We start from the raw sequence: 13,753 nt of genomic DNA, 5'->3' as shown, positions 1-13,753 counted from the left end.
CGGTTCTTCTGTGATGACGGCACGTTCTAATCGCCGATCCATCCTGTTAGCATCGCTTCAGACCGGTTGAAATTCCCTGATGCCATGCGCCGTAAACTCCCTCCTCTAAATGCAATAAAAGCCTTTGAAGCGGTTGCCCGGCATGAACACCTGGGGCGGGCGGCAGAAGAGTTGTGTGTATCCCACAGTGCACTGAGCCAACAGATCAGCCATCTGGAAAGCTGGTTTGGTCTGGACCTGTTTACACGCACGGCGGGACGTATCTTACTCACAGCACAGGGACGTCAGTTACTCCCAGCTTGTACCCACGCGCTGGATCATATCCTCGAAGCCAGCATGGCTCTCTTACAGCAGGCGCCGGCGGATCGTTTGGTCATTCATTGCGAACCGACGTTTGCCGCCCGTTGCCTGAGAGGTCAGATACAGCGTCTTCGTGAAGCCCTGAACCGGGTAGACATCGAACTGATCACCAACCACCAGCTGCCGGCCCGGCTGCCCCAAACCACTGACCTGGTGATCCATTACCGCCGTCCACCCGCCTGGCGAAAGATCCACATAAGCCACCTGATGGAGCTGGACGGTTTTCCAGCCTGCAGCCCGGCATTACTGGCGCGTATGCCGGCCATTCAGTCGCCGGAAGACCTTTATCCGTTCCACCTCCTGCACAGCGAAGATCGCACGACCTGGGTCAACTGGCTACAAAGCAATAACGTCACTGGCATTAGCGGTGAGAGAGGCACGGTGTATGAGGATTTCTGCCTGACCATTGAAGCAGCGGTTGTCGGTGAAGGTGTGATTATCGCAGACCCGGTCTTCTGCAAGGCAGAGCTGGCTCAGGGGCTTCTGGTCCCTCTGTTTAAGGAAACGATTCCCTGCGCCAGCTATTACGTGGTCTGTCACCAGTCCGGTTACCAGCGCCCTTTAATCCGGCAACTCCATGACTGGATTATGAAGGAGTATGCAATCCCCCAGTAAAAACGTCCGGGGTAATCAAATGTGATTACTGAATATAACTTCTCGGCACCTTGCCACGCATCTGCACCCAATCCAGTTTCTGGCTGGTATAAAGGGTCACCTGTTTGACTCGTCTGGGTGATTTGAAATCGGCCAGTTTCAACAGCATGTCACCTTCATTACGCATACCATTCACACGACCAATTTCACCATTGATAATCAGCTTCTTGCCATTATTGAACTCCACCTCCAGGTCATAGAAGTCACTGGATCGGTAACTGGCGGTTTGTGCATACAGCTCCAACCCAACCAGCGGCTGACTGGTATCAATGGCAATGCTCCGCCGGGTGCGTTTTCCCCAGGAGCTGGTTCTAGGTGACACGGCCCGTACGGTATAACGGCCATCCCATTTTTTAATACTGTTTTTGGTGCTTTTTTCCTTGCTCTTCACCCCGGCAGAGGATTCCAGCATGGCCAGGGTATTGCGCATCACTTTGATCTGCTGTTTGACCTGTTTGCGATTGATCGAGCCATCTTCATACTGGCGAACTTTTTTCACCAGTGTCTTGGCTTCCTGACGAAGTTGTATGGCTTGATCTTCCATCGACATCGCAAAGACAGAAGACGCAGTAAAAAGTAAAAGGAAAGAAGCGAGCGGGAAGCTCAGGTGTCTGGTCAGAGGCATCGTAAACCCGATCAATGTTGTCGTAATGGTTAAGTGTGACGGGTTCTGATATTCCACCAGCAGGCAGCAGGATATGGATCAAACCGGTCAGGCGGGGCGACTATAAGCGGCTGAATCTTAACCAAACCTTAACGGGTTCGCGGTTTACCCGGCCCCATTATCTGACCAGAAATAACGGGGCCATCGGCTTTTAATAGACCATTAAACGGCTGTTGCCGTTTCTTCGCCACTCTGCTTCAGCCGGGTGATCGAAGCCTCAATAAAGACCATCGCTGCAATAATCCCAATCACCGTTGGGCCGGAGTACGCCCAGTCGATACTGCCAGCCAGGAGATCGGGAAAAACAAACAGCACACAACCAAAGAACAGAACAACGGCGGGCACCAGGGCCACCAGTACGGCCATGCGATCACCACAGGGAACCCGGAAAGGTCTCACCGCACCGGGTTCTTTCTGACGCAGCTTCACGAAAGTGGCAAAGAAGAAAAAGTAGGTGATGAACAACAGGAAATTCGCAAAGGCAAACAGAGACCAGAACAGGTCATCAGCACTGCCCGCCATGAAACCATAAAGGATCAACGCCACTGTCGCGACATAACCGGTCATCATGTTCGCGCCCTGCGGTACGCCATGTGCATTCTTTCTGGCAAAAATCGCCGGCATTTCATGGTTATTAGCCGCTTCCATGGCGGCCCGGGAGGCTGCCATAATCCACGGAATCAGGTACGTGAACAGCCCGAAAATCGCGACCAGGGAAAGCGTCATGGTTAGCAGGGTTCCCAGACTGCTGTCGCCAAACAGAACATTGAATGTCTGGACAATCCCGCCGACCAGCGATAGCTCTTCAAGCGGCAGCGCTGCCATCATGGATGAAATCGCTGCCCAGTACAGCAGCACAATAATCCCCATTGCCAGCATAATACCCAGAGGCAAATCCCGTTGAGGGTTACGAATGCTGGATCCCATACAGGCAATAGTTTCAGCACCGATCAGCATATAGATGAGTGTGGGCGCATACATGAATGAGGCATCCATGGACGGCATCATGCTGGACAGTGTCAGTTCATTCGCTGCGCCATGGTCTCCGATATAAAACAGACCACCGACGGCCATGGCCAGCAGCACCAGCACTTTCGACAAACCGCCCAGCGTGTTGATCAGGTTTCCGATATCCAGTGAGGCATTCGCGGTAAAGATCGTGATCCAGACCATAACCAGCGCAATGGCGATCATTCCCCAGGTGCTCATATTGGGAAAAAACAGTTCCGCCAGCATACCGGCGCAGATCAGGTAAACCGACGGCATCCACAGCGGAACATTAATCCAGTAATACCAGCCGACCCGGGCGGCATTGCGTTCCCCCAGCCCCAGCAACGTCCAGTCATACACCCCGCCCTCCCCCGGGAATGCCGAGCCCAGTTCACAGACAATCAGCACATAGGGCAACACAAAACAGAGCAGGATCAACACCCACCAGCCAAACACCGATGGGCCAATCGCCGCAGAGGCCGTCAACCCATCAATACCAATCAAGCCCGATAATATGAAGAAGATAATACCGACCAGACCCAGGCCGGACTTTTTCGATGTACTCATGTTGCTACCCCCCAGGGTCAACAAACATTGTTATGATTTCCGGTGTGCCTCCCTGCACACCGGAAAAGTCGCCTCAAAGCGCGGGCACCTGCTGCGTAATGCAATGGATATTGCCGCCGCCAAGCAGTATTTCTCGAGCCGGAACCCCTACGATGTCGTAACCGGGGAAAATATCCTGCAGCAGCCCCTGCGCCTCGGCATCCCGCTTATCACAGAGCAAGGGGAACACAATACGCCGGTTGGTGATCAGGAAGTTGGCGTAGCTACCCGCCAGCCTCACACCACTGGATCGCTCCATACCTTCACAGACATCAAAGCCATCGGCTTCGTCATCACGGATATACAGCGGACCTGGTACAGGAAGCTTGTAAATTTTCAGCGTACGCCCTTTGGCATCTGTCGTATTTTCCAGTACCGCGAGTGCTTCCCTCGAGATGGCATACTGGGGATCTTCCGGATCATCGCACCATGACAGAACCACCTCACCGGGACGCGCTATGTGCATCAGGTTATCCACATGTCCGTTGGTATCGATGTCGTTATACAGCCCGTGGGGTAACCAGATCACCTTGTCCACATTCAGGTAATCTTTCAGGTACTGTTCTATGTCTGCCTTGGACAGATCCGGATTGCGGCTGGGATCCAGCAAGCACTCCTTTGTCGTAAAGGCTGTTCCCTCACCATCGACGTGTATGGAACCTCCCTCCAGCACCAGCGGTGCACGGTAACTGTCATCGCCATGGAATTCGCAGACCTTGCGCGCAAGGGCGTCATCGGCATCCCAGGGGAAATAAAGACCATCCAGCAAGCCGCCCCAGGCATTGAACTGCCAGTCGACGCCGCGTCGTTCACCTTCATCATTGACAACATAGGACGGCCCCATATCCCGCATCCAGCTGTCATTGGTGCTCATTTCCACGACCCGGATATGCGGCGGCAACTGTTGCCGGGCATTATCATATTGCCCGGCGGAAACGATCATATTGACCTGGGTTTCTTCGGCGATCGCTTTTGCCACCTCGACGAAAGCCGACTGTGCCGGCTTGGCTCCCCAGCGCCAGCTGTCAGGCCGTTCCGGCCAGGCGATCCAGATCGCTTCCTGGGGTTCGTGTTCCCCGGGCATCCGGAATCCGTCCACCTTACTGGTGGTTGTGTGTACCTTTGCCATGATTCACGCTCCGAAACAGAATCAACAAGGGCCGGTAATCCCAGGCATGGAATCACCGGCCCGCTTTGCATCAGGAGAGGCAGCGACTGAGTAAGGCTTCCGCTTCTGCCTTGCCATGACGCTTAAGGTCTTCTGAAGCCTGTTTCAGACCCGGGTAAAGCAAGGTACACAGGATGGCCATTTCGCTGTAAAGGCGGTTTTCAGCCTGATCGAAGACAATGGAATAATCGCTGTCCATCACTTCACTGGTCACATCCACATCCCGCAAGGCCGGCAGGTAGTGCATGAACTTCGCATGGGGCTGCGCCTTTTTCATCAGATCCATGTTGACGTGGTAGCGGGGGATGAACAGTTTCATCCGCTCTTCTTTCTGTTCTTCGAAATAACCGGGGTAATAGAGGCAGCCGGTGTACACGAAGTCGGCTTCACCAATGTATTTTTCCGGTTCCGTCGTGCGGATAAAGCGTCCCATACCCTCTTCTGCGGCGCGCATGGAAGGTTCAGCCTCTTCATCGGTCAGGGTATAGCCTTCCGGTGACGCATAAATTACCGACATACCCAGGCGTGGGAATAACTGGGAAACCGCGTTGGCGCCAGTTTCCTCCACATCGGTCGGGCCAACCCAGAACAGGGTGATATCCTTGAGATCTTTATCCTTGGGTTTATGTTCCATCACGGTCATCAGGTCACACATGGCCTGGCAGGGATGGAGGTAGGCGGTCATGGCGTTGATGACGGGAACATCGGAATACTTCGCATAACTCATGACGCTGTCATGGTCGAGATCCCGAATCAGCACGCAATCCAGGAAACGGGACAAGACTTTCGCCGTGTCATAACTGCCTTCATACCCAGTACCGAGGTGGATTTCACCAGGCCGGAGATACAGGGCATGACCACCTAGTTTTTCGAGAGCCACCTCAAAGGAAACCCGGGTCCGGGTGGACTGCTCCGCGAAGATCATGCCGAGGGAAATCCCTTTCAGCAGCTCAGGACAGGCACCCTGCTTATCCAGACGTTTCAACAGGAAGGCCAGATCGATCATGTTCTTGAGTTCGTCGACGGACCAGTCCCAGGTATCAAGGAAATGACGCATGTTTCTCGCTCCCGTTTTCTATTGTCTGCCGATGAACCGGTGTGGCTCATCGGTGTTTTGTTCGCTTCGGGGGCTACATTATTGCAACGGAAGAAAAGAAAAAATTTCGATTAACTGACGGGGCTGTAAGTTTTTCTAAACAGGTCTCGGTCTTATTAAAAACGACTACCGGCAAACGCTCTCTCCTATGGAAAGTCCGTATCACATGGACTGCCAACAGACACTTCACAGACATCCAGCGTATTGCCCTGCATCCGTTCCCATAAACGTGGGAAACCCGAGAGTGATTGCGGAACAAGGCTACCTTTAAGCTCCGGATTCACCGGTTGCCAGAGGCCGTTTGCATCTCGTTCTGCCACCAGAAAACGAAAGGGATGGATGGCATAAACACCTAAACGTAAATCGGTCGCGATCAGATCACCCTGTGTTTCATGGAGACTGTAGAAACCGCCGGTGAACCAGTTCAGTCGATCCAGCGATGCCAGCTCTGGCGCATCGGCAACCGATTTACCCGGGAACTTAATCAGCTGAATATTTGCCTGATCATCCAGCAATGAGGCAAGACCTTCATGATATTGATCACCATCCAGCACCATTACTCGCCAGAGCACGATATTGAATGGTGTAGGCGCACTGAAAACCGGTTTGTAACTTAAGTCCCCAGCGGCCAGCGTCGTCTCCAGTCGCTCATGGACCACACTTTTTGCCAGCAGTGACAACATCAGGTAGCCAGTGCTGACCATCAATCCCGCAGTATTCCATCGCCAGGCGTTATTCGTTCCCCATTTTCGCAGACATAGGAGGACACCAATCAATAGCGGCAGGGTATACAACGGATCAATAATAAATACCGAGGATAGGGCGACTGGCTGCAAAGGCATTGGCCAGAACAGTTGGGTGCCGTAAGTGGTGAACGCATCCAATACAGGATGGGTAATCAGACACAACCAGATCATCAACCACAACGGCAGAAAGCCCGGTCTGAGCGATGAGAAGCATCGATATACAGCAGCAGTCAATACAAGGGAAAAAGGCGTCAGAAAAAAGAGCGAGTGAGAGAAGCCGCGATGTTTAGTCATATCACTGATCGCATCACCCCAGCGGATCAGATTATCGAGGTCCGGCAAGGTACCCAGAACCGCTCCCCACAGGAACGCCTTACGGCCATACCTCCGTCCTGCAACGGCGCCACCAACCGCAGCACCCAGTAATGCCTGTGTGACTGAATCCATGTACTAAAACGCTTCCTCTATTATCAATAATCTCGGGAGTAACATTATTCCAGCCACCATTCTGCCCCGCTTTCATTATCAATTCTCAAAAGGTTGGGAAACCGATTTCTGATACTGTTTCCCCGTGCATCAACATACAGATTTAACGCTATAGCCGGTTTATCACCCGACGCTTCCTGCAGACGATGCGTATTGTCTTGGTCGGGTAAAAAATATTGAGCGGGGTGATACTTTTCAAGTTTTCGCTTTTTATCAAGTATGGCGATCCTTGTGCCAGTATTCACCAAATTATCGGTATAACCATACACCTCCGTCATTTCACCGTTAACCAGCAAAGGGCCACATTCCACATTATGATCATGGGTGACAGTTTCCTGCCCTGGACAAAGGACAATCGCAACGATTGCAAACGGCACGGTTTTATTTCGGAAATCAGCGTAATCCTCACTTCGAAAGATCACTATCCTCTGATAAGTCTTGTGACAATCAGTACCATGAAGGCTGGAAAAATGAATGGCGGAGTCTTTCAGTTTTTCCCCAAGGTGTCGCCACACCCATTGGGGTATCTCTCTGCCGGGAACCTTTTTGTTAACGCCTTCAGCAATAAGACGCGATACCACGTTGGGAAACTGAATCTTCATCGTATCCAAACTCTCAGTTGCACTCACGCCGGATGGAAATGCAACCAGAATCCACATCACTAAAACTAACCTTAGAAATACCTTAACGCTGTCTGTCCGCTTGCTTATCACGGGCAAAGCAAGTCTCCTGACATATAGAGAATTAATGCAGATTAATCTGATAACACTGTATAGCCGACATACCGCAATTTTTCCGGTAAAAGCACGCCGGCTATTCTGACGGTCGGTGTCAGCAAACGATTATGTATTTTTTAGTACGTGAATCAGTCTTGCACGACATCAGCCTGTCGATACCTGGCGGGCGTCGTTCCCTCCCAACGGCGGAAAGCACGGCTGAAGCTGCTGGTATCGTGGAATCCCAACTGCCAGGCAATTTCCCCCAGAGAAGGTTCCGACTGTTTGAGTAAACGGCAGGCCTGCTCATGACGAATACTGTCCAGCAGCTGCTTATAGCTCTGCCCTTTTTCGCTCAACTTTCGCCGCAGGTTTCGCACACTCATGTTCAATGACGCCGCCACCCGCTCCTGGTTTGGCTCGCCATAGGGCAGCAACTCACAGATTTCACTGCGGACCCGGTCAATGATATCGGCGGCCTGCATGCGTGCCAGGTAACCGGAAAGCACTTCCCCATTCACCCGCGCCAGTTCAGGGTTAGCCGTCAGTAAGGGATAGTCGAGAATTTTGCCATTAAAGACCAGGCTGGTTTCACTGCTGCCAAATGTGACCGGGCATCGCAGGAACCGTTCATAGGCCGTCTTGTCGCGGGGTTCTGGTCGTCTTACACAAACACCGACGTATAACTCCGCCGGTACATCAAACGTCCAGCTCCCCATATTCACCGCACAGGCCAGAAACGCATCCATGGATTCCCAGGAAGGGTCCGGCTGACCATCGGGCGTTTTGAAGATCATGTAGAGATGGCCTTTCTCTTCGCGGGTTTCCAGCACCACAGCCGTACTGATCACCCGCGAAAAACGCTGCATGATGGCGACCGCTTCCCGCAGCGTACTGCTGGCCTGAACGGCATAACTGAACGCATGCAGGGCGGTAGGGGTAATATGCTCGGCCAGGAACAGGCCGAACCCTTCTTCCCCGGTCGCCTCAACCGCCAGTTGCCAGAGCCGGGTCATGCAGGACATCGGCACCCGCGCACCGGGCTGACTGAGCAAGGACGGATCAATCCCCGCCTGTTTCAACAGCGGCTGCGGCTCAATACCGAACGACTGAATGGTACGGGCAACCGCGAGCGTCCAGCTGCTGAGCGTTGTCGGCTCCGTAGCCTGAGACTTTTTTCCTGTTATTGGCTTGTGCGTGACTGCCTGCATTGTTTGTCCGCTTGGGTCAAAAGGTTGTCCCGGAATGTCCATACGGAAACAGGAGTGACTATATAAAATACCGCCACATCAGAACAGGAAAACCTGTCTGCCACGAACAACAATAATGAACTGACAAAGAGGTCTCCTGCGTATGCGTTTACCCCGCCTCGCCCGGTATGCCGCACTAGGCAGCATCGTACCACTGCTTTTCGCCTGTACGAGTTCCGACCCGACACAGACCACACAGCATGTAACTGACGACGCGTCACACCCCGAATCCCACGTCCATCCCATTCTGAAAGCACACAGTGCCGAGTTCGAACGCAAGGTTTACCAAGTCACAGAGGGTGTCTGGAGTGCGGTGGGTTTCGGACTGGCCAATTCGATTCTGATTGAAGGCGACGACGGCGTCATAATCGTCGACGTCATGGAAAGCCGGGAAAACGCCGAAGCCGTCATGGCGGAATTCCGCAAAATCACAGACAAACCCGTCAAGGCGCTGATCTACACCCATAACCATGCCGACCATGTGTTCGGCGGCCTGGGTTTTGTTCCAGAAGGGGATGTGGACGTTTATGCCCACAGCACCACCAATTACTACATTGACCGGATCATCAACCAGATCCGTCCCGTCATCACCAACCGCAGCGGTCGCATGTTCGGCAACCTGCTGGAGAAAGGCGACGATGGACTCGTGAATGCCGGTATCGGCATGGCAGTCAACCAGGGACACGGCGGTGGCGTCCCCACCCTGATTCGTCCGAATAAAACGTTTGATGATGAGCTGGATATTGAAGTCGCAGGCGTCAAGATCAAACTGGTGCACGCCCCCGGTGAAACCAATGACCAGATCTTCGTCTGGCTGCCGGAGAAAAAGGTGTTGATGCCCGGCGACAATATCTACAAGGCGTTCCCCAACCTCTACACCATTCGCGGGACCCTTTACCGGGATGTTCTGGGCTGGGCACACAGTCTGGATAAAATGCGGGATATGCAGCCGGAACACCTGGTACCCAGCCATACCCGTCCCGTCAGTGGTCAGGCTGTCATTGCCAACCTGTTGACCGATTACCGCGATGCCATCCAGTACGTCCACGACCAAACCATCCGTGGCATGAACCATGGCATGACGCCTGATGAGCTGGTCGAAACCGTCAAGTTACCCAGGCACCTGGCAGAACACCCTTACCTGCAGGAACTCTACGGTACCGTTGAGTGGTCAGTCCGTAATATTTTCAATGGATACCTGGGCTGGTTTGACGGAGACAGTGCCACACTGTCGCGTGCCTCCCAGAAAGAACGTGGTGAAGCCATGGTCAGGCTGGCCGGCGGTGAAGAGAAACTGCTGGACAATGTGCAACAGGCGTTGGCCGATGATCGCAACCGCTGGGCCGCTGAATTAGCCAACTACCTGCTGTTCATTGATCCTGAACATGCACAGGCCCGCCAGCTGAAAGCCCTGGCGCTCAGGAAACTGGGTAAAGCCAGCATCAGCCCCAATGGCCGGAACTTCTACCTGACCCAGGCACTGGAGCTGGAAGGTAAAACCCACATGCCCAAGCAGGCGATCACGCCTGAGAACCTTGAGCTGATCAAAACCTTCCCGGCAAAGAATTTCCTCTCTGCCATGTCCGTTGCCCTGGATCCCGCCAAGAGTGATACCACGGATAAACGACTGAGTTTCACATTCCCGGATGTGGATGAAACCTGGACCCTGCATGTACGCCGTGGCGTTGCAGTACTCAATGAAGGGCTTGATCCGGCGGCAGAACTCAATATCACAGTGAACAAGGATAACTGGATAGAGTTGGTCACTGGCGCCAGAAGCTTCCCGGGCACTGTTGCCTCAGGGGATCTTGAGATAGACGGCGGTATGCTGAAACTGCCTGAATTGATTGGTTTCCTGACGATGTTCGATCCTGCAGCCTGAAATAACGCCAATTCCCGTGAGCAAGGATGTTCACGGGCACACACGATCCGCCAATATTTCATTCAGACAATTGTCATTTAACAGTTTCTCCGCCCCCATTTTCCTGCATAGGTGATCTCACCTGCACTATACTGGCAATCACATCGACGTCTGCCCCTACTGATCCTTACCAGCTTTCGCCAACCACTCCATCACTTGTTTTCCGCCCATCTGTCACAGGGTATATCGCATGCATTGCTTTCATCGCGCGTTCCTGTTCCCGATAACATCAGCCATTATTTTTCTGCTACTCACATACCTTCAGACCTCACAAGCCGCTCTACAGTCCCCCGGTACCGACCGGCTGATCATTAAATATGCCCAACCAGTCATACATGCGACAGAAGCCGAACAGGGTGTGCTGGCTGCTGCCGCAGGTACTGAGCATTTGCAGAATGAGTCCGTCAGGGTCGTTCGCGCCATCGCAACCGGCGCCAACGTGATGCAGCTGGAAAAACGCCGTACGGTGCAGGATATGGATACAATCTGCCAGTCACTCGCACAGCAGCCTGGTATTCTGTATGCCGAACCGGATCACATCATGCATCACCATACGACGCCCAATGATCCGTTATATAACCATCAGTGGCACTATTTCGAACCCGTTGGCGGCATCAATCTGCCGGCAGCCTGGGACAAGACAACGGGAGACCCTCACGTCAATGTAGCCGTCATTGATACCGGTGTACTCTCGCATCGGGATCTGAAAGACAACCTGCTGCCCGGTTACGATTTCATCAAAGACATTGAAGCTGCAGCAGACGACAGCGGCCGGGACCCCGATGCTTCAGACCCCGGTGATTTCACCCCTGCCGGTTTCTGTGGCTTTGACCAGTACGGACTGCCCAGTCCACAACATAATGCGCCCAGCAGCTGGCATGGTACCCATGTCGCCGGGACCATCGCGGCAACCGGCAATAATAACGAAGGCGTCACCGGCGTCAGCTGGCATAGCAGAATTCTGCCCATACGTGTGTTGGGACGCTGTGGCGGTTATACCTCGGATATCACTGACGGCATGCTCTGGGCAGCCGGTATCCCGGTTCCCGGCATGCCGGAGAATCCACACCCTGCCAAAGTACTCAACCTGAGCCTTGGCGGGGAGGGTACCTGCACACGCGCCTACCGTGATGCCATCAAACAGATCCGGGAAAAAGGCGCCACGATCGTGGTTGCTGCAGGCAATGAGAACCGGGATGCCCGGCATTCCTGTCCAGCCAACTGCGAAGGTGTCATCACGGTTGCCGCCACGAACCGCGACGGTGCCCGGGCGTATTACTCCAATTTCGGTACCGATGTTGATATCGCCGCACCGGGAGGTGAGCTGGAGTACCCGGAAAACGGGATTCTCTCAACCTATAACAGTGGTACCCGCAACCCTGGTACTGATACTTACGCTTCACTGGAAGGCACCAGCATGGCAACGCCCCATGTATCAGGCGTCGTTGCCCAGATGTATTCGGTGAACAACACCCTGACTCCCGATCAGGTAGAAAGCATTCTGAAAACAACCGCCCGGGAATTTCCAACTGGCGTCTACAACGCCTGCACGACCGGATACTGCGGGGCTGGCATCATTGATGCTGGTAAAGCGGTCAACAGCGCAGCCGGCCAGACAATAGATAATACTCACACCCTGCGTAAAGGTATCGCCAAAAGTGCACTTCACGGCAACCGCGACACGCCTCTGATATTTACGCTAGATCTGGCCGCCTCTGTATCCAATCTCACCTTCACCTTATCCGGCGGAAGCGGCGATGCTGATCTATACGTCAGTCACAACCAGCCACCCACCCTGGAATCACACGACTGCCGTTCTGCCTATACAGGGAATGATGAACACTGCAGGATTTCCCAGGCCAGTGCAGGCCGATGGTATGCCATGGTGTATGCCTACAGTCCATTCCGTGGCGTGTCGCTGCTGGCAGACTATGACGGAGAAGAACCGACAGAATCGCAACCCTCTGTTTTCCGCAACACCACCAGTATGCTGATTCCCGACCGGGATAACCGGGGTGTCACCAGCAGCCTGTACGTATCAAGAACAGGGCTCGCCGGCACACCGGAACTGACACTGGATATCTCCCATCCGTTCAAGGGAGATTTGCGGGTCGTTCTGATCAGCCCCAATGGCCAACGATTTTTAATCAAAGGGGAAAGCGCCAGCGAATCCGGTGCCGATCTGAAGGGAACCTGGACAGTGAAAGCCCAAAATCTCGATGCACAAGGCGTTTGGAAATTACAGGTCGCGGATCTCTATTACCGGGATACTGGACGGATTAACAGCTGGCAATTGAACTTTCATTAAATCCAATAAAAAAGCCACCCAACGCCATCATGCGCATTGGGTGGCTGTCATGCAGCACGCAACCACCAATTGACTTAGCCGTCTGTCTCCTGATGTTCATCAGCGGCTATACGGCGCGCCTTCACCTTATCCATGATCTTCCGAACAATCCACGGGAATGCCGCCAGAAGCACGAAAGACAGAATCAACCCTGGGGTCAGAATACCGCTGACACTCAACTCTTCCACCTGCCCCAGTTGCGCACCGGCGTTAACGTACACCATGGTGCCGGCCAGCATCCCGACCTGACTAACCCAGTAAAACGTCCATGCCCGGATTGGCGTCAATCCCATCACCAGGTTAATGATAAAAAACGGAATGGCGGGAATCAGGCGCAGGGTAAACAGGTAAAAGGCGCCATCTTTCTCAATCCCTTCATTTACAGTTTTCAGGTAGCTACCAAACTTCTTCTGTACCGATTCCTGCAGGAGTGCCCGGGAAAACAGAAAAGCCAGCGTCGCCCCTATCGTACTGGCAAATGAGATCACCAGCAGGCCGACCCAGAACCCGAAAATGGCGCCACCAATCAAGGTCATCAGTGCAGCGCCAGGTAAAGAAAGTCCTGTAACCGACACATACGCCAAAAAGAAAACACCAATCGTCAGCAACGGATTCTCCTGATAGAGCTGTAGAAAAAAGTCCCTGCTCAGGTATTGCTGAAGGTCAAAACCATAGAATAAAGCAATTGCCGTAACGACAATCACTATCAGGCAAACCCTTTTTTTATTCATACCCTGGTGTCCTTCTGC

11 protein-coding genes are annotated in these 13,753 nt (G+C 53.3%); 3 read left to right on the top strand and 8 right to left on the bottom strand.

Going from position 1 to position 13,753, the window contains the following annotated elements; translation table 11 throughout:
• Positions 1-84: 84 nt before the first annotated feature.
• Positions 85-975: a LysR substrate-binding domain-containing protein gene (locus KHS78_RS16840; RefSeq protein WP_211829689.1), complete on the top strand. Its 891-nt coding sequence runs from the start codon at positions 85-87 to the stop codon at positions 973-975.
• Between the two features lie 25 nt (positions 976-1,000).
• Here KHS78_RS16840 and KHS78_RS16835 read toward each other — a convergent pair whose 3' ends face one another.
• From KHS78_RS16835 to KHS78_RS16805, 7 genes are all read right to left on the bottom strand, one after another.
• On the bottom strand, positions 1,001-1,639 hold the full coding sequence (locus KHS78_RS16835) for a hypothetical protein (protein WP_211829687.1): 639 nt from the start codon (positions 1,637-1,639) through the stop codon (positions 1,001-1,003).
• Between the two features lie 201 nt (positions 1,640-1,840).
• On the bottom strand, positions 1,841-3,235 hold the full coding sequence (locus tag KHS78_RS16830) for an APC family permease (RefSeq protein WP_211829686.1): 1,395 nt from the start codon (positions 3,233-3,235) through the stop codon (positions 1,841-1,843).
• A 73-nt stretch (positions 3,236-3,308) separates the two neighbouring features.
• Positions 3,309-4,403 (bottom strand): agmatine deiminase, encoded by a 1,095-nt coding sequence (aguA, locus tag KHS78_RS16825; RefSeq protein WP_211829685.1) that lies wholly within the window; start codon positions 4,401-4,403, stop codon positions 3,309-3,311.
• A gap of 70 nt (positions 4,404-4,473) precedes the next feature.
• The gene (locus tag KHS78_RS16820; protein WP_211829684.1) at positions 4,474-5,499 is read right to left on the bottom strand and encodes a Rossmann-fold NAD(P)-binding domain-containing protein; all 1,026 of its coding nucleotides are present in this window, start codon (positions 5,497-5,499) and stop codon (positions 4,474-4,476) included.
• Positions 5,500-5,684: 185 nt separating this feature from the next.
• Positions 5,685-6,731 carry a metal-dependent hydrolase gene (locus KHS78_RS16815; protein WP_211829683.1) on the bottom strand — a complete coding sequence of 349 codons (1,047 nt, stop codon included), beginning with the start codon at positions 6,729-6,731 and terminating at the stop codon, positions 5,685-5,687.
• Positions 6,732-6,775: 44 nt separating this feature from the next.
• A complete protein-coding gene (locus tag KHS78_RS16810) occupies positions 6,776-7,432 on the bottom strand; it encodes a cupin domain-containing protein (protein ID WP_211829682.1) in 657 nt (218 codons plus the stop codon).
• Positions 7,433-7,635: 203 nt separating this feature from the next.
• On the bottom strand, positions 7,636-8,697 hold the full coding sequence (locus KHS78_RS16805) for an AraC family transcriptional regulator (RefSeq protein ID WP_211829681.1): 1,062 nt from the start codon (positions 8,695-8,697) through the stop codon (positions 7,636-7,638).
• Positions 8,698-8,839: 142 nt separating this feature from the next.
• Between KHS78_RS16805 and KHS78_RS16800 the strand changes: the two genes are divergently transcribed.
• A complete protein-coding gene (locus tag KHS78_RS16800) occupies positions 8,840-10,618 on the top strand; it encodes an alkyl/aryl-sulfatase (RefSeq protein ID WP_211829680.1) in 1,779 nt (592 codons plus the stop codon).
• 229 nt (positions 10,619-10,847) lie between these two features.
• Positions 10,848-12,965 carry a S8 family serine peptidase gene (locus tag KHS78_RS16795; RefSeq protein ID WP_211829679.1) on the top strand — a complete coding sequence of 706 codons (2,118 nt, stop codon included), beginning with the start codon at positions 10,848-10,850 and terminating at the stop codon, positions 12,963-12,965.
• Between the two features lie 74 nt (positions 12,966-13,039).
• Here KHS78_RS16795 and KHS78_RS16790 read toward each other — a convergent pair whose 3' ends face one another.
• A complete protein-coding gene (locus KHS78_RS16790) occupies positions 13,040-13,735 on the bottom strand; it encodes a TVP38/TMEM64 family protein (protein WP_211829677.1) in 696 nt (231 codons plus the stop codon).
• Between the last annotated feature and the right edge of the window lie 18 nt (positions 13,736-13,753).

Origin of the sequence: Kistimonas asteriae, from assembly GCF_018263925.1 — a bacterium.
Lineage (GTDB): Bacteria > Pseudomonadota > Gammaproteobacteria > Pseudomonadales > Endozoicomonadaceae > Kistimonas > Kistimonas asteriae.
This window is presented reverse-complemented; position numbering and strand designations above follow the sequence as displayed.